This window comes from Kribbella sp. NPDC003557 (assembly GCF_040610805.1).
Taxonomy (GTDB): Bacteria; Actinomycetota; Actinomycetes; order Propionibacteriales; family Kribbellaceae; genus Kribbella.
Genome location: NZ_JBEXMY010000003.1, coordinates 671,774 through 688,529, shown reverse-complemented (window position 1 = coordinate 688,529; position 16,756 = coordinate 671,774). Strand labels below are relative to the sequence as shown.

The 16,756-nt window shown below is 69.8% G+C and carries 17 protein-coding genes; 8 read left to right on the top strand and 9 right to left on the bottom strand.

All coding sequences use genetic code 11. The annotated features are described in order from the left end of the window. Positions 1 to 7 precede the first annotated feature (7 nt). The 5 genes from ABZW60_RS15195 to ABZW60_RS15175 all read right to left on the bottom strand — a co-directional run bounded on the left by ABZW60_RS15195 (position 8) and on the right by ABZW60_RS15175 (position 5,230). Complete coding sequence (locus ABZW60_RS15195; protein ID WP_355477070.1) at positions 8 to 1,036, bottom strand: NADPH:quinone reductase; 1,029 nt, start codon at positions 1,034 to 1,036, stop codon at positions 8 to 10. 10 nt (positions 1,037 to 1,046) lie between these two features. Beyond that, on the bottom strand, positions 1,047 to 1,550 hold the full coding sequence (locus ABZW60_RS15190) for a GNAT family N-acetyltransferase (RefSeq protein ID WP_355477068.1): 504 nt from the start codon (positions 1,548 to 1,550) through the stop codon (positions 1,047 to 1,049). A gap of 86 nt (positions 1,551 to 1,636) precedes the next feature. Continuing rightward, positions 1,637 to 3,373, bottom strand: a complete 1,737-nt coding sequence (locus ABZW60_RS15185) for a hypothetical protein (RefSeq protein WP_355477067.1) — start codon at positions 3,371 to 3,373, stop codon at positions 1,637 to 1,639. A 148-nt stretch (positions 3,374 to 3,521) separates the two neighbouring features. Next, complete coding sequence (locus tag ABZW60_RS15180) at positions 3,522 to 4,334, bottom strand: alpha/beta hydrolase (protein WP_355477066.1); 813 nt, start codon at positions 4,332 to 4,334, stop codon at positions 3,522 to 3,524. A gap of 71 nt (positions 4,335 to 4,405) precedes the next feature. Continuing rightward, on the bottom strand, positions 4,406 to 5,230 hold the full coding sequence (locus ABZW60_RS15175) for an alpha/beta hydrolase (RefSeq protein WP_355477064.1): 825 nt from the start codon (positions 5,228 to 5,230) through the stop codon (positions 4,406 to 4,408). Positions 5,231 to 5,416: 186 nt separating this feature from the next. On the opposite strand from ABZW60_RS15175, the gene ABZW60_RS15170 reads away from it, so the two are divergent. From ABZW60_RS15170 to bfr, 4 genes are all read left to right on the top strand, one after another. Then, the gene (locus ABZW60_RS15170; protein WP_355477062.1) at positions 5,417 to 5,920 is read left to right on the top strand and encodes a DinB family protein; all 504 of its coding nucleotides are present in this window, start codon (positions 5,417 to 5,419) and stop codon (positions 5,918 to 5,920) included. Positions 5,921 to 6,200: 280 nt separating this feature from the next. Next, positions 6,201 to 8,105: a heparinase II/III family protein gene (locus ABZW60_RS15165; protein WP_355477060.1), complete on the top strand. Its 1,905-nt coding sequence runs from the start codon at positions 6,201 to 6,203 to the stop codon at positions 8,103 to 8,105. A gap of 115 nt (positions 8,106 to 8,220) precedes the next feature. Continuing rightward, on the top strand, positions 8,221 to 8,430 hold the full coding sequence (locus ABZW60_RS15160; RefSeq protein ID WP_355477059.1) for a (2Fe-2S)-binding protein: 210 nt from the start codon (positions 8,221 to 8,223) through the stop codon (positions 8,428 to 8,430). Beyond that, positions 8,417 to 8,905 carry a bacterioferritin gene (gene bfr / locus ABZW60_RS15155; protein WP_355477058.1) on the top strand — a complete coding sequence of 163 codons (489 nt, stop codon included), beginning with the start codon at positions 8,417 to 8,419 and terminating at the stop codon, positions 8,903 to 8,905. Before ABZW60_RS15160 ends, bfr begins: the two co-directional genes overlap by 14 nt. Before the next feature lie 14 nt (positions 8,906 to 8,919). On the opposite strand, the gene ABZW60_RS15150 is transcribed toward bfr, so the two are convergent. Next, positions 8,920 to 9,495, bottom strand: a complete 576-nt coding sequence (locus ABZW60_RS15150; protein WP_355477056.1) for a hypothetical protein — start codon at positions 9,493 to 9,495, stop codon at positions 8,920 to 8,922. Between the two features lie 79 nt (positions 9,496 to 9,574). Here ABZW60_RS15150 and ABZW60_RS15145 point away from each other — a divergent pair, with 79 nt between their 5' ends. Further along, the gene (locus tag ABZW60_RS15145) at positions 9,575 to 10,336 is read left to right on the top strand and encodes a class I SAM-dependent methyltransferase (protein WP_355477054.1); all 762 of its coding nucleotides are present in this window, start codon (positions 9,575 to 9,577) and stop codon (positions 10,334 to 10,336) included. A gap of 5 nt (positions 10,337 to 10,341) precedes the next feature. Beyond that, a complete protein-coding gene (locus ABZW60_RS15140) occupies positions 10,342 to 10,944 on the top strand; it encodes an ATP-binding protein (protein ID WP_355477052.1) in 603 nt (200 codons plus the stop codon). Between the two features lie 73 nt (positions 10,945 to 11,017). On the opposite strand, the gene msrA is transcribed toward ABZW60_RS15140, so the two are convergent. Together msrA and ABZW60_RS15130 are read right to left on the bottom strand one after the other, a co-directional pair. Further along, entirely contained in the window at positions 11,018 to 11,662 is a 645-nt protein-coding gene (gene msrA, locus ABZW60_RS15135; protein WP_355477051.1) for a peptide-methionine (S)-S-oxide reductase MsrA, read from the bottom strand. A 200-nt stretch (positions 11,663 to 11,862) separates the two neighbouring features. After that, entirely contained in the window at positions 11,863 to 13,299 is a 1,437-nt protein-coding gene (locus ABZW60_RS15130) for a PLP-dependent aminotransferase family protein (RefSeq protein WP_355477049.1), read from the bottom strand. A gap of 63 nt (positions 13,300 to 13,362) precedes the next feature. On the opposite strand from ABZW60_RS15130, the gene ABZW60_RS15125 reads away from it, so the two are divergent. Further along, positions 13,363 to 14,022: a hypothetical protein gene (locus ABZW60_RS15125; protein ID WP_355477048.1), complete on the top strand. Its 660-nt coding sequence runs from the start codon at positions 13,363 to 13,365 to the stop codon at positions 14,020 to 14,022. A 27-nt stretch (positions 14,023 to 14,049) separates the two neighbouring features. Next, complete coding sequence (locus tag ABZW60_RS15120) at positions 14,050 to 14,466, top strand: YbjN domain-containing protein (protein ID WP_355477046.1); 417 nt, start codon at positions 14,050 to 14,052, stop codon at positions 14,464 to 14,466. Positions 14,467 to 14,539: 73 nt separating this feature from the next. Here the strand turns inward: ABZW60_RS15120 and ABZW60_RS15115 are convergent, their stop codons facing one another. Then, on the bottom strand, positions 14,540 to 16,696 hold the full coding sequence (locus ABZW60_RS15115; protein WP_355477044.1) for an MMPL family transporter: 2,157 nt from the start codon (positions 16,694 to 16,696) through the stop codon (positions 14,540 to 14,542). Between the last annotated feature and the right edge of the window lie 60 nt (positions 16,697 to 16,756).

Here is a 16,756-nt window from a genome sequence, read left to right as displayed (position 1 = left end):
CTGCTGGTCAGTCCGGGACGACGTCGATCAGGACCTTGCCGACGATGCTGTCCTCCACGGCGGCGTGGGCGTCCGCGGCGCGCTCGAGTGGATAGTGGTGCAGCGGGAGACCCGCTTCCGGGCCGATACGGATCGCGCCGGCTTCGACGGCGGCGGTGACGTCGGCGAGGCCGCGGGGGCGCCAGGACTCGGGTGCCGTGTAGAGCAGGACGAACTGCCAGCGGGCGTTGGGCACCATCGACGCGCGCACCGGGAGCTCCATCGACGGGCCGCCGTCGGTCGCGTACACCGCGACCGAGCCGTGCGGGGCGATCACCGCGGCGTCCACGGCCGCGTTCGCCGCGGGGGACACCTCGACGATCGTGTTCACGCCGCCGGGCGCGATCGCCCGTACCTCCGCGACCACGTCCTGCTGCTTGTAGTCGATGACGTGGTCGGCGCCCGCGAGCCCGGCGAGGTTGCCCTTCTCCGGGCTGCTCACAGTGGTGATCACCGTCGCGTCGGACCACCGCGCCAGCTGGATCGCGGCGTTGCCGACCGCCCCGGCGCCGCCGGCCACCAGCACGGTCCGCCCGGCGAGCTTGCCCGGCCCGAGGCGGTCGGGGCCGTCCTCGGTCACGGTCAGGCAGCGATGCGCGGTCAGGAACGGTACGCCGAGCGCGGCGCCCAGGTCGTACGACGCGTCGTCGGGCAGCGGCATCACGTGCCGCACCGGGACCACGGCGTACTCCTGCGCCGTACCGCCCGCCGGCCGCTGGTACGCGGCCTCCCAGAGCCAGACGCGGCGCCCGGTGAGCGCCACGTCGACACCCTGGCCGACGGCGTCGACGACACCGGCGCCGTCCTGGTTCGGCACCTGCGCGGGGTGCACCGCCGTACCGGCCTCGGTGCCGCGGCGGGACTTCCAGTCGGTGGGATTGACGCCCGAGCGGTGGATCCGCACCCGGACCTCGCCGGGACCCACCTCCGTCAGCGGCCTGTCCACGAGGGTCAGGACATCGGGCTCACCGGTCACGGAGTACTCGATCGCACGCACCCCATCGACGCTACCGCAGTTGTTTGGTGAACATCAGCGTCGCGTCGTCGTCGTTGCGGATCATCTCCATCGGCGCCACCTGGCGGCCGCCGTAGATCAGGCCGCGGCCGTCCGGGAGGTAGCCGCGGCGGACGTACATCCGCTGCGCCTGCCCGTAGTCCGGGTACAGCCCGACGCCGATCCCGACCACCGGCGACCGCTCCGCGACCAGCGCCTCGGCCGCGTCCATCAGCGCGCTCCCGATGCCGCGGCGCCGCAGACTCGGCAGCACGTTGAAGTCCTGGATCTCCGGGATCCCGCCGAACGGTTCGTACGGCGACTCCCAGCGGACCGTGACGTAGCCGGCGTACTCGCCGTCGACGGTGGCGACGAGGATGTCGCGCGTCCCCGCACGCTGCTCGGCCTGGTACCGCTGGTACTGCGACAAGGGCTTGTTCCAGCCGATCGCGCTCATCGCCCCGGAGATCAGCTCGGGGTCGCCGTCGCGCAACGGCCGGATCTCCAAGTCGGTCATGAGGTCAGCCTGGTGGCAGCGCCTGGGGCGCGCAAACGGTTTACGGCGAGGGCGCCGCCGCACGGACGGCGCCCTGCGCTGTCAACTCACGGTGTCGGATCCGGGTAGCTGCCTCCGAGGATGTCGGTGTTGCCGAAGGTGGCGGGGCAGGCGCCGAGCACGTCCGGCGCCGGTACTGGGCTCGCCGTGTACAGCGATGCCCGGTAGGCGTTGATCGCCGGGCAGACGCCCGCGTTGCCGGCGTCGTTCCAGACCGCGACGGCGCGGTCGTTGGTCGCGGCCGCGTACACATAGTCGCCGAGGAACTCCGAGATCAGCGCGTTCGCACTGCTGCCTCGTGGGTCACCGCCCGGTGTCCGTTCGAGCGTGGTCCACCCGGACGGTACGCCGCCGGCCACGTTCGCGTGCCGGACCTCGCCGACCAGACCGCGTGGATCCGTCGTGTTGGTGCGGTACGGCGTCGTGAACGAGTTGTGCACGATGTACAGGTCTGTGCCGTCGGGCGACACCGCGGGCGCGGTGTACACCGGGCGGTCGCCGGCTGTCAGGGCGAGCGGAGCCGGTGGCACCCAGGACGTGCCGCCGCGCGGCGACCAGGTCAGCATCAGCTGCTCGTTGTTCAGACCCGCCCGGCCGTCGGACCAGGTCATGAAGAGCTCGTCGGTCGCGCCGGCGCCGGTGGGACGGCCGTTCGCGATGTCGACGTTCGGGCCGCCGGCCAGGTCGACGCGGGCGCCGGCGATGCCGTCCATCACCGGGCGACCCTCGACCGGGTCGAACACGCCGGGCTTCACCACGGGCGCGACCAGCGTCGGACCCGTCCAGTGCGCGCCGCCGTCGGTCGACTTGTACATCAGCTGCCAGTTCGTGCCGCCGCGCGCGCCGACGCCGAAGACGTAGACGTTGCCGGTGCTGTCGGTGCGGACGACGCAGCCGTCGGCCTGCTGGTTGACGCCGTTGCTCGCCGCGGGCCCGACCTGCTTCGTGATCCAGGAGCGGCCACCGTCGGCCGATCGCGCCACGGTCAGCGGGATCGGCAGCGCCTGCCCCTGGCTGTTGCTGCGGAAGCTGGCCCAGCACACGTAGACGTGCCCGAAGAACCGGCTGCTCGCGGCGTTGTCGGCGTAGATCTGCTCCTTGTCGGAGAAGGTCGTCGACGACTGCCTGGAGATGATCACCGGCGAGGTCCAGGCACCGGCGTTGCCGGCCGCGGCGGCGCGGACGTCGTCGGCGGCCGACACCGCGATCGCCTCGACACCCCGGAAGGTCTCGAGCTTGCGGTCGGCGGAGAAGTTCGAGGTCAGGTTGGCGTAGTACAGCCGGGACCCGTTGGCCCAGGAGAAGGTGCCGTTCGGGCCCGGTCGTGGACCGAAGGCGACGGCCGGGTCGCCGTCGGAGACCAGCCCGGCCTCGAAGTAGTGCGGCAGCGTGCCGATGGGGCCGACGCGCGGAACGCAGGCCGCCGGGCCGAGGCAATGCCTGGCGGTCCAGCCGGAGTACGTCGGCTGCGTCCAGCTCTGCCCGCTGTTGAACGAGAAGTACACACCGGAGACACCGACACCGTCGGTGAACGGGCAGGTGCTCGGGTCACCCGCCGCGCACGACTCCATGTCGATCTCCTCGTTCGCGCCGGCGACCATCACCGCCGGGTCGTGCGCGTCGATCGCGACGGCGGGCTCGTTCTGCTTGTTCTGCGAGAACGGCGTCGGCGGGCTCCCGACGGTGACCTGCGTGGCCGGTGCCGCGTACGCAGCGACGGCGGCTCCACACAGCGCGGCTGCGAAGGCAGCAACGGAAGCGATGATGAGGCGTGGTCTGCCCATGATCCCTCCCCGGGGACGACCATCGGTCCGGGACGGTTTCCCGGCCCGCATGGACGTTTCCGACCTAGCACCTGGGCCCGGGGCAGACAACAGTTCGGGCCGGGTGATGACGGCTTGCGCAGCGTCGTGCGCAAGCCGTCATCGACGGTCAGCGGGTGGCGCGGACGGCGGTCTTGATGACCCTGGTGATCGCGTCGGGCTCGGTGATCAGGCCGAGGTGGCCGGTCGGGATCCGGGTGATGGTGGAGTGTGCCCGGGTGGCCATCGCGTTCTGGGCGGTCGGGGTGATGATCAGGTCCTTGGTGCCGAGCACGTACCAGGACGGGATCGTGGCCCACGCGGGCGGTCCGGACGGGGTGAAGCCGGCGCTGAGCGTGAGTGGGCGCTGGGACGGGTAAAGGTTCTCGGCCTGCCGGCGCGGAACGCCGGACGCGAACGACGTCAGGAACGTGTCGTGCTTGAGGTACAGGTCGACGTCACCGGCCGGTGCGCCGGGGTAGGGGACGAAGTCGAAAACGTTTTCCGGCGGGACGGCGAGGGCCGAGTCGGCACCGGCCAGCGGGAACACGACCTCGCCCTCGGCGGGTGCGAACGCGTCCACGTACACAAGGGCCTTGACGTTCGGGTTGCCGGTGGCGGCGTTGGTGATGACGGCACCGCCGTACGAGTGCCCGACCAGGACGATCGGGCCGGACAGGGTGGACAGGAAGTCGCGGATCGTCGCGGCGTCGGTGGTGAGGTTGCGCAACGGGTTCGGTGGTACGCGGACGGTGTACCCGTCGTCGAGCAGGCGGCTGGTGACCTTCGACCAGCTGGACCCGTCGGCCCACGCGCCGTGGACCAGTACGACGGTCGGTCGCGGGCCGCCCGAGTCCGACGCCGCGGCCGGTGTCACGGCCGCGATCAGGACAGCGAGGACGGCCCCCAGGACAGCCAGAAAACGTGTTCTGCGGTGCTGCATCGGTGATGCCTTTCGTCAGGCGACTGTCGCCGGGAGGGCGCGCTGATGCGTGACGAAGCCAGGAGGGTGAACTACGACTGGAAGAACTCGAGGAGGTCGGCGTTGACCACGTCGGCGTGCGTGGTCGGCAGACCGTGCGGGAGGTCCTTGTAGGTCTTGAGGACCCCGTTCTTGAGCAGCGCGGCCGACTTCGGGCCGGAGTCGGCGTACGGGACGATCTGGTCGTCCTCGCTGTGCACCACCAGGACCGGGAGGGTGATCTTCTTCAGGTCCTCGGTGAAGTCGGTCTGGGAGAACGCGACGATGCCGTCGTAGTGCGCCTTGGCGCCACCCATCATGCCCTGGCGCCACCAGTTCGCGATGACTGCCTCGTTCGGCACGGCCCCCGGCCGGTTGTAGCCGTAGAACGGCCCTTCCGGCAGTGCGCGGTAGAACGCCGACCGGTTGGCCGCGAGTTGGGCCTGGAGGTCGTCGAAGACCGCCTTGGGCAGCCCCTCCGGGTTCGCGTCGGTCTGCACCATCAACGGCGGGACCGCGCACAGCAGCGCGGCCTTGGCGGCCCGGCCCTCGCCGTGCCGGGCCAGGTAGTGCGTCACCTCGCCGCCGCCGGTCGAGTGGCCGACGTGGATGCAGTCGCGCAGGTCGAGGTGGTCGACGACCGCCTTCAGGTCGTCGGCGTAGTGGTCCATGTCGTGCCCGTCACCGGTCTGCGTCGACCGGCCGTGCCCACGACGGTCGTGCGCGACGACGCGGTACCCCTTCGACAGGAAGAACAGCAGCTGGGCGTCCCAGTCGTCGGCCGACAGCGGCCACCCATGACTGAACACGATCGGCTGCCCCGTCCCCCAGTCCTTGTAGAAGATCTCCGTACCGTCGCTGGTCGTGATCGTTCCCACGGTGAACCCCCTTGCTCGGCAACGGGGCCGGCCCTGTCGCCGCCCCCGCGAAACGCTAGTCGCCAATGCCCACCGGGAGAAGCGGTATCTCGTTCGACCACGCCCGGACCACGCACAAACCACGAACCGACCACGGATTCCGGTAGCGGACAGGAGCTGACCGCTATGGCCTTTACAGTTCTTGCCATGACGACAAACGAGCGGGGCGACATCCTGGACTTTCTCGGGAAGCACCGGTACTTCCTGCGGCACACCGCGCAAGGTCTGACCGACGACCAGGCGCGGACCCGGAGCACGATCAGCGAGCTGACGGTCGGCGGCCTGATCAAGCACGTGAGCGCGACCGAGCAGCACTGGGCCGAGTTCGCGCAGGGCAAGGCGGAGGCCACCCCGACCGAGTACACGCCGGAGATGATGGCAACCTGGCAGGACCAGTTCCGCCTGACCGAGAGCGAGACGCTGGCCGGCGTCCTCGCGGAGTACGAGAAGGTCGCCGCCGCCACCGACGAGCTCGTCCGCACCCTCGACCTGGACGCCGGCTACGAACTGCCCGCGGCGCCGTGGCAGCCGCCGGGCGTCTTCTGGAGCGTCCGCCGCGTGTTCCTGCACATCGCGGCCGAGACCGCCCAGCACGCCGGCCACGCCGACATCGTCAGGGAAGCGATCGACGGCCAGAAGACCATGGGCTGACCCAACGAACAAGCCGAGCGCCAGGACTCCTCCGGGGTCCTGGCGCTCTGTCGTGTTCGCAACCTTCGGCGGTCCGCTCGCATCAAGGCAGATAGGGGAGATTCAAACCTCGGTGAGCTGACCGCCCCCGCGGACTCCGCGGGCTGCCCGAGGTCGGGTGCGCTGCGCGCGTGCCGGTTCGGTCGGGAGCCGTCGCCGGTGCCCGGAGACGGTGGGGGAGAGGCACAACTTCATGCGATTCAGGGGAACGGCCCTCGCGGCCGTAGGAATCGCTGTTCTCTTGCTGGGGGCAGGAACGGCATCAGGAGAAACCCGTGCGCCGGGGGAGAGCCCCGGCATCCAGATCGTCCCGGGGCCGGAGGACCCGGGTGGTTCACAGTTCGTGCCGGGCGCGAGCAACGTCGTACCCGCGACGGCCGCGCCGGCCACGGACATCGGCACCGCGGCGGTGCAGAGCCTTGCGGCGCCGTTCTACGCGTGTCCGGGGTTCAGCGGGATCGAGAAGACGAATCCGTTGGCGAATCTGTACGCCGACAAGTTCGCCTGGGGGCCGTACGCGGCGTACAAGGTCGGTAACGGTGGCGGCAACATCAACTGGTCGCTGAACCCGTACAAGAACGCCAGCTGGTACATGTGGTTCCACTCACTCCGTTGGCTCGGCCAAGGAATCATCGCCGCGGGGAAGGGTGATCTGACGGCGCTCACGAGGGTGAACACGATCGCGTACGACTGGTATCGCGACAACCCGTACTCGTGGAAGGCGAACGTCGGCGCGTGGGAGTCGACCATGCACCGTACGAACGTGCTGATCTGCCTGCGGCAGGCGATCCTGTCGGGGCTGAAGGTGACCGCGGTCCCGGCCCGGTACGCGTGGGTGGATGCGGCGCTGCTCAGTCACGCGCGGTTCCTGACCAACTACTGGAGCGGTGCCTGGAATCACGGCACGGACGAGAGCATCGCGCTCTTCGGCGTTGGTGTCACCCTCAATCGCAGCGACTACAAGAACCTCGCCGTCAAACGGCTCGCGGCGGGCATCACGACGTCGATCGACGCGCAAGGTTCCACCAACGAGCAGTCGACCGGGTATGCCTCGTTCAACTACTCCTTGTGGGGCAGGGCGGCTGCGGTGCTGCAGAACGGCGGGGTGAGTCCGGGGACCACCATCACGACCCGGCGAGCACTGCTGGCGAAGTGGTTGACGCTGGCCACGAACTCGCTCGGCAAACTGCCCCAGATCGGCGACACCGAGCTGCAGGCGACGTACCCGTGGAGCGGTACGCCGATGGAGTACGCCGGTTCGCTGGGGACGAAGGGCACCGCGCCGCCGTGGCGGGTCGGGGTGTACTCGGCCGGCTACGTCTTCGGGCGGACCGGCTGGGGTACCGATCCGGCGCGCGGGTTCACCGGCGAGTCGGCGTACAGCATCAGGTACGGCCCGCCGCGGGCGTTCCACGGGCACTTCGACCACACCGGGATCACCTACACCGCACGGGGTCGCGACATCATCATCGAGGGCGGGTACGCGGCGTACAACGCCGGCGCGTACCGGACGTGGGCCGTCGGTCCGACCGCGCACAGCGTGATGACCACGCCGCTGTCGACGTACACGAACCCGACCACGCGGCTGACCGCGTACTCGGTGAAGACCACGTCGGAGTCGTACGTGTTCGCCGACGCGCCGGGGAGCGGGATCAGCCGGGTACGGCGGGTGCTGGTGCTGAAGGATCCGGATCTGCTGGTCACCTGGGACAGTGCGTCGGCGCGGACCGCGCAGGCGTTCCAGACGCTATGGCACCTGCCGGCGGATCAGCGGGCGAGTGTGTACTCGCGGACGACCGCGACCGCGATGGCGCCCGGTGACAGCACGAAGACGATCCTGTTCCAGGTGCCGTTCAAGCAGGCGCTGCCGCCGGGCGCGATCCTGGTCAAGCAGGCCCAAACCAGCCCGATCCAGGGCTGGACCTACCCGAGCAGCTTCGTCCGGAAGTCGGCGCCGACACTGATGCTGGCCCGGTCCGGGAAGACGGCGTCGATCCTGTCGTTCGTGGTTCCGGTGCGCGCGAGCGGGACGGTCACGTACTCGGTCCGGCAGTCGGGTACGACCTTCATCGTCAACCTCAACGTCGGCGGCAAACGAGCAGCCATCGCCATCTCCGGCGGCGGCTCCCTCTACCGCGCCGGCTGACCGACAGTGCCCCGGTAGCCTTGCTACCGGGGCACCGGCCGGCGCGTGCGTGAGGGGCGTCTCATTCGTGGACAGGCGGGTGCCCGGAGGTCAGGGTTAGGGTAGCCTCACCTCTGTGATCGTCTGCCACTGTGAGGTCGTCAGCGACCGGGACGTCGTCGAGAGCATCGACGCCGGGGCCCGGACGCTCGCCCAGGTGTGCGGAGCGACCGGGGCGGGACGGAACTGTGGGGGCTGCGTCTTCTCTGTGAAGCGCCTGTTGTGCCAGCATGGGAGGTCGGTCTCGGCAACTCCGTTCACGGAGGTGGCAGGTGCAACCGGTTAACCCACGCGTCGTCGAACTCCTCAACGCGGCGCTGACCCTTGAACTGACCGTCATCAACGGGTACTTCCTCGAAGCCCGGATGCTCGACAACTGGGGCTTCGGCCGGCTCGGCAAGGCGTTCTACGACCTCTCCATCGACGAGATGAAGGACGCCGACGCGCTGATCAACCGCATCCTGTTGTTCGACGGTCACCCGAACCTGCAGAAGCTCGGCGCGGTGACGGTCGGCGAGGACGCCCAGGAGATGCTCCGCCTCGGCCTGGAGGGCGAGCTGTCGGCGGTCGCCCAGTTCAACGCGTCCGCCCAGGAATGCCACGACCTCGGCGACCACGGCACCGCCGCCGTCTTCGAGGAAATGGTCCGCGACGAGGAAAACCACGTCGACTGGTTCGAGTCCCAACTCGACGCCATCGACCGGATCGGCGTACAGCAATACCTCGCCCAGCAACTCGACGCCGACAAGTCCCCCGGCTGAACGCGGTACGACGGCTACACGCCCTGACCCGTGGCCATCTCGAACCGCACACGGTCGGCGGTGCCCACGGTCATCGTCTCGTCGACGTACTGCCGGCTGGACCGGACCAGGAATCGGAGCTCGGCGTTCTCGATCGCGCGGTACTCCGCCACCGTCACGCCGGTTCGCTCGGGTGCATTTCCGCCACGGATCCAGGCGGCAACGGCGGCGCCCTGCTCCCGGACGGAGCTCCAGCGCGCGCGGGTCAGCGGGCCCATCCCCGCCTCGATCGTCGCAACCACCTCCGGCGGCGTCTCCGGCCAGGAGCACCAGTCGCTCAACACCTCGACCAGCCCCAGCGTGAGCGCGTCGTGGAGCGCATCATCGAGATCGGGTCTCGCCAGCGCCTCTTCGGTGATGGCGAGCGCGGTCATCACGGGAGCCGCGTCGCCCCGCTCGATCGCCGGACACAGCCGATGCCGGGCAAGATGCTCGAGCTGCTGGTTCGGCGTCGGAGCGTCGTCGACCGACGGCCGGAACCACCGCAGCTGTCTGGAGAGCCGTCGGAGGACGTCCTCGGTGGGGTCCACCGACCGGCGGAAGATGCGCATCGGCCAACCTTATGGCGGGGGCCGCCTCCACGTAGAAAATGGCGAGCGCCGTGGGCCTTGAGGGTGTCAGGATGCCGGGATGGGTGCGCGTGGGTTGAGTTTTGGGGCGGTGGCGGAGGCGTACGAGCGGTTTCGGCCCGGATACCCGGTGGAGCTTCTCGAGTTGGTGGCCGAGTACGCGGGTGGACCGATGCGGACCGCGCTCGAGATCGGTGCCGGAACCGGTAAGGCGACTCGCCTGTTCGCGCAGGGCGGGATCGCGGTCACGGCGACAGATCCTGACGCGGCCATGCTCGTGGAGCTGCGCAAGCACGTGCCGGCGAGCGTCACCGTGGTGCAGGCCGCGTTCGAGGACCTGCCGCTGGACTCGGCGTACGACCTGGTGTACTCGGCTGCCGCGCTGCATTGGACGAATCCTGAAGGCCGGTGGGACCGGATGGCGGCACTCGTCCGGCCGGGTGGCGTGTTCACCTCGTTCGGTGTGCCGATCCAGCTGGCCGATCCGGACCTGAAGGAGGCCGCCCGCGCAGCCCGCGCGCCGTACCTCCACGACGACGGTGTCCCGTCGCCCGACGGCACCCCCGCGGACCGCCCGATGCAATGGCCCGGCACGGAGCTGCAGCAGACCGAATGGTTCACCGATGTCCGGCAGACGATCATCGAACGCCCTCTGACGATCAGCGCCGAGGACTACGTCGGACAACTCTCGACCGTCTCTGCATACGTGATGCTGGACCCCGCCGACCGCGACGAGGTCTTCCGGCGAACCCTTGAGGCCCTTCCCGAAACAGTGGAACTCGACGCCCAGATCCACGTCCACCTCGCCCGCCGCGCACCATAGACCACATGCACGCGACTGTGAGAGACACACAGGCCGGGCAGGTACCCACGCTGTTCCTGATGGTGGGTCTTCCCGGGTCCGGGAAGACCGTTCGAGCGCGGGAGTTGGCGGCGGAGCGCGGAGCCCTGCAGCTCACCCCCGACGACTGGGCGCTCACCCTCTTCGGCCAAGAAGACCGTCACCAGGAGCCCGGCGGCAAACGGTGGCTGCTGGAGGGCCGACTGGTCGCACTGGCCATCGACGTCCTGCGCCTGCGGGTGAGTGTCGTTCTTGACTTCGGACTCTGGTCGCGTGACGAGCGCTCCGCCCTGCGCTGGATGGCCGCTTCAGTGGGAGCAGTATGTGAGATCGTGTACCTGCCTGTGGAGCGCGAGGTGCAGTGGAGCCGGATTCAGAACCGCTGGAAACACACGCCAGAGCAGACATTCCCGATGGCCGAGGTGGAGCTCGACCCCTGGAGAGAGCAGTTCGAGGTGCCTGACGCAGACGAGCTCTCCGGTTCGTTCCTGCCCTCCCCGCCGCCCGGAGATGACAGCTGGCTCGAGTGGGCACAGCGATTCTGGCCCTCCCTCGCCCAGAGCTTGAACGGGCGACTCTCCGAGAGATGACGCTCCACGGCGCGTGCGCCGCAGAGGCAAGCGACAGGGGAGCGACCATCAGGACGCTCCCCTGTCGTACTACCTAGGCGTCAGCCGGGAACCGCGCGCCGGTGTTGCTGTGGCAGCGGTAGCCGTTCGGGTTCTTGTGCAGGTACTGCTGGTGGTAGCCCTCCGCGTAGTAGAAGGTCTGCGCGGGGGCGATCTCGGTGGTGATGTCGCCGTAGCCGAGGGGCTTGATGACCGGGGCGTAGAGGTCGCGGGTGCGCTCGGCCTCGGCGCGCTGGGCGTCGGTGGTGTAGTAGATCGCCGAGCGGTACTGCGAACCGAGGTCGTTGCCCTGCCGCATGCCCTGTGTCGGGTCGTGGGTCTCCCAGAACACCTTCAGCAGGTCGGTGAAGGTGGTCTTGGTCGGGTCGTAGACGACCCGGACGGCCTCCGTCTGGCCCGTGCGGCCGGTGCAGACCTCCTCGTACGTCGGGTTCGGGGTGTAACCGCCCGCGTACCCGACGGCGGTGGTGTACACGCCCGGCTGCTGCCAGAAGATCTCCTCGGTGCCCCAGAAGCATCCGGTGCCGAACCAGACCTCCTCGAACCCCTCGGGCGCGGCGGCGGTCTGCGGCGTGTGCAGGACGATGTTCTCGTCCGGTACAGCGAAGCCAGGTGTGGACCGGCCGGGCAGTGCGGCCTGCGGCTCGACCATGGCGGTGTTGCGGGTGAAGAACGACATTCTCACGCCTCTCGCAGAGTGACTCTCATAGTCTCCCAACGCCCGCGGTAAGGCGAACCTTCCCCGCACCCCTTACGGCGCGATGACGTGCCGGGGCGGACCTGCATCACTCATCAACCGGTGTCGGAGGCCGTCCGGACACCGAAGCTGAGCGTGTCGCGACGCCCGGGCGGGAGGTTGGTGAGTGATGGGCGTCCGCCTCAGGCGATCATCACCCCGGTCCGGCGGGCCGGGGCGGTGGTCAGGGAGTCGAACGAGGCGGCCACCCGCTCCACGCCCTCGCGGAGCAAGTCCTCGTCGAGCGTGAACGGGAGGCGGATGAAGGACTCGAGGCCGCCGTCGGGGGAGAACCGGGACCCGGCCACCAGCAGCGCGCCGTTGCGCTGGGCGACCCCGACCAGGCTCGACCCGACCGGCTCGGGCAGCTCGCACCACAACGACAGCCCGCCGCCGGGCAACCGGAACTTCCACGAGGGGAGCTCGGCGGTGACCGCCGCGGCCAGCGCGTCCCGCCGCCGCGCCAACGTCGCCCGGCGCTCCGGCAGCAGCGTCGAGCGGTGCCGCAGGAGATCCGCGACGACCAGCTGCTCCAGCACCGGCGCACCGAGGTCCATCGACGCGCGCGCGTCCAGCACCCGCGCGACCAGCGCCTCCGGCACCCGCATCCACCCGATCCGCAGCCCGCCCCAGAACGACTTGCTCACCGACCCGACCGTGATCACGCCGTCCGGGTCGTACGACGCGAACGGCGGCGGCATCTCCTGCCCGTCCAGCGCCAGCTCGAACAGCGTCTCGTCCACGATCACCGTCGTCCGCGACCGCGCGAACGCCCGCGCCAGCCGCTGCCGGTCCGCGGCCGGCATCAGGAAACCGGTCGGGTTCTGGAAGTCGACCACCAGCCACGCCGCCCGCGGCGCCGTCTGCCGGATGGTTGCCTCCAGCAAAGGCAGGTCCCAGCCGCCCGGCGACATCGGTACCGCGACCACGCGGCAACCGCTGCGCCGGATCGCGTCCACCGAGTTCGGGTGTGTCGGGCTCTCGGTGAGGACCCGGTCGCCGATCTGGGTGAGCGCCCGCACCGCGATCGACGTCGCGGCGAGCGCACCGGCGGTGACGACGATCTGGTCCGCGGTCGTCGGCAGGCCGCGCTCGCAGTACGCCGCCGCGATCTCGGACCGCAGCACGGGCAGGCCTTGCGGGTGGTACCCCGGCGTCGCCAGCTGGAGCGGCAGCTCGAGAGCCGCGGACGCGACCGCCGTACTGATCCCCGGTACGGCGGCCGGCGCCGCGCAGGTGAAGTCGTACAGCCCCTCGGTGTCGATCCCCGGCGCGTGGTGCCGCCCGAGCTCCGGCTCGACCTTCGACGGCAGTGCGGTCACGCTGCCCGAACCGCGCCGGCTGGTCAGGTACCCGCTGTCGCGGAGCTCCCGATAGGCGGACGCCACCGTGGTACGGCTCACGCCCAGCGCCTCGGTCAGCTCCCGTTCGCTCGGCAGCCGCGACCCGGGCATGATGCGCCCGTCCGCGATCAGCAGCCGGAGCCGCTCGGCCAGGACCCGGTACGCCGGGCCGGTCCCGTCGGCCCACTCGCCGAGCAGGCCGGTCAACGTGCTGGCGGGGAGATAGCGCGCGTGCATGCAGTCCACTATCGCGCAATTGGCTATCGAACACCAGGCCACTTACTCCGGACACTGGACATCGTGACCGCCACCTCCGATGCCCCGCCGCGCCAGCTCGCGCCCATCAACCCGATCCAGCAGCTGAAGGCAGGCCACCTCCCGCGCCGCCTGGTCCAGCTGTACGTCGGCCTGGCCCTGTACGGCGCCTCGATGGGCCTGATGATCCAGGGCAACCTCGGGCTGGACCCGTGGGACGTGTTCCACTCCGGCATCACCAAGCACGTCCCGCTGAGCTTCGGGACCGTGGTGATCGCGATCAGCTTCGTCGTCCTGCTCGCCTGGATCCCGCTGCGGCAGTGGCCCGGTCTCGGCACGATCAGCAACGCGATCGTGATCGGCCTGGTCACCGACCTGACCCTGGCCACGGTCGACCGCCCGGACGCGCTCTGGCTGCGGATCGTGTTCATGCTGTCCGGCGTCGTCCTCAACGCCCTGGCCGGCGCCCTCTACATCGGCGCCCAGTTCGGCCCCGGCCCGCGCGACGGCCTGATGACCGGCCTGGTCCGCCGTACCGGCCTGAGCGTGCGCCTGGTCCGCACCTCGCTCGAGCTGACCGTCCTCGCCACCGGCTTCCTCCTCGGCGGCTCGATCGGCGTCGGCACGGTCGTCTACGCCCTCTCGATCGGCCCGCTCGTCCACGTCCTGCTGCCGATCTTCACCGTCCGCCTGAAGCACGAGTAGACCCCGGGCCGACCGTACGATGAGGTGGTGTCGCTCGTCGTTCCGGACCAGGACTTCATCAAACAACTGCTGGACCAGATGGAGATCAAGCACGTCGTCGACGAGGAAGGCGATCTCGCGGCGCCGTGGGAAACCTTCCGGACGTACTTCATGTTCCGCGGCGAGGGTGATCAGCGGGTGCTGTCGGTGCGGACGTTCTACGACCGCCGGTACGGCCTCGACGACAAGCCGGGACTGCTGGAGACGATTGACGACTGGCACCGGACGACGCTCTGGCCGAAGGTCTACACGCACACCGGCGACGCCGGCGACGTCTCGCTGATCGGTGAGAGCCAGATGCTGATCGGGGTCGGGGTCGAGCTGGACCACTTCGTCCAGGAGGTGGTCAGCTGGATCCGGGCCGCCATCGAGTTCGACCGCTGGCTGCTCGAGCAACTCGCCTGAAATCTGACGGGTCCCGGACCACCTGGTCCGGGACCCGTCTCTTCTCGCAGGACCCCTCAGCCTGCGGGCTCTGTCAGCCGATCGGCTCGAGTTCGCGTTCGTCCACGGCGGCGCGGGTCTTCAGGCGGCGCGGCCACCAGGCGCGGGGGCCGAGCAGGGCGATCACGCTCGGGACCAGGAAGCTCGACATCACGAACGCCGAGATCACGATGCCGGCCGCGACCGAGAATCCCATCTCGGTGAGCAGCGCCATCCCGGCCAGCATCAGCGACGAGAACGTGCCGGCCAGGATCAGTCCGGCCGCCGCCACCGACGGGCCGCCGTGCTCGATCGCGCGGTCGGCCGCGGTCCGTGGATCCGTCCCGCGCTCGGCCTCCTCCCGCAACCGGGCGATCATCAGGATGTTGTAGTCGGTGCCGATGGCAACGACGAACAGGTACAGCATGATCGGCAGCGAGAACGTCACGCCCGCGTGGCCCGCCGCGCCCTGGAAGACGAACACGGTCGCGCCGATCGAGCTGAAGAAGCTCAGCACCACCGCGAGCATCAGCACCAGCGGCGCGATCAGCGACCGCAGCAACAGCGCGAGGATGACCGCGATCAGCCCGCCCGCGACCGGGAAGATCACCGAGAGGTCCCGGCTGTTGGCGTCCCGGATGTCGGTGTAGCCGGCCGTCACGCCACCGAGCAGCGTGGCCGTCCCGGCCGGCGCCTCGGCGTGCGCGGTGTCCCGCAGCTTGCCGTCGACCAGGTCCAGCGACGAGTTCGCGTACGGCGCGCCGTCGAGGACGACGTTGATCTGGGCAACGGTCTTGTCCTTGCTCAGCAACGCCGGGCTGCCGTCCGCCGCGGCCGGCAGGACCCCGCCGACACCTTCGACCTTCGCGAGCTTCCCGGCGTACGCCGTGAGCGCGGCCGGGTCGAGCGGCTTGCCGTCGGTGCTGCGCACGTACACCGTGGTCGGGTTCAGCGCCCCGGCCGGGAAGCCCGCCTGCAGGTCCTTGATCGCGCGCGCCGACTCGGTGCCATCCGGCAGCTGGCTGAACGCGTCGTAGTCGACCTTCATCCCGAGCGAGCCGAGCGCGAGCACGACCATCACGCCGCCGGAGATCGCCGCGACCACGCCCGGGCGGCGGGCGGTGAAGGTGCCGAGCCGCTTGAACGTCGCGCCCTTCGGCGTCTTCTGCCACGACTTCGACGGCCAGAACACCTTCGGGCCGAGCAGCGAGACCACCGCCGGGATCAGCGTGATCGCCGCGAACGCCATCACCGCGACCGCGATCGCGAGCCCCGGGCCGAGGCTCTTGAACCCGCCGAACACCGCCAGCAGCAGCGCGCTGAACGCGACGACGATCGCGCCCGCCGCCGACACGATCACCTCGGCGACCCGGGCGACCGCGTTCACCAGCGCTTCCTTCGGCTGCTCGCCGGCCCGGAGGCGTTCGCGGTAGCGGAACAGCAGGAACAAGATGTAGTCGGTGCCGACGCCGTACAGCACGACGGTCAGGATCGTCTGCAGGTCCTGGGTGACCTGCAGGTCGGTCGCCTTCGCGACCAGCGCGATCAGGCCGGGCGCGATCGCGGACACCAGGCCGACCGTGAGGATCGGCAGGAACGCCGCGACCGGGCTGCGATAGATCACCAGCAGCAGGCCGATGATCAGGACGACGGTCGCGATCCCGACCACGATGAACGCGTTCTCGAACGCGTCCTGGTTGTCGAGCATCAGCGCCGCGTCGCCGGTCACGCCGTACTCGAGGTCGGCGCCGGTGAGCGTGGACCCGGTCACGTCCCGGACCTTCTGGACGGCGTCGAGCACCGCCTGGTCGTCCGGTGCGCCCTTCAGGCCGATGCTGACGATCTGCACCTGCTTGTTCGGCGAGACCGCCTGCGGGCCGGTGATCGCGGCGGTCACCCGGTCGATCTTCGCGGCGGTGATCCTGGTCGCCAGTTCGGTGACCTTGGCCTGGTCGGCCGCGGTCAGTTCGCCGCCGGTGCCGCGTTTGACGACGATGCTGGCGGTCGCGTCGTTGGTCTGGCCGAACGCGTCGGCGGCCAGCTTCTGCGCCTGGACCGACTCGTACTTGTCGGGCAGCAGTGCCGCCTGGTCCTTGGTGGTGACGTCCGCGAGTGTCGGCGCGAACGCGATCACGGCCACCGCCGCGACCACCCACGCGGCGATCACCTTCCACGGGTTCTGGACGACGAAGCGTCCGAGTCTGGTGAACACCCCGAGACCCCTCTCACAGCTTGTTCTGAGATGCTGTCTACCTGCCGGTCGGTAGGTAGA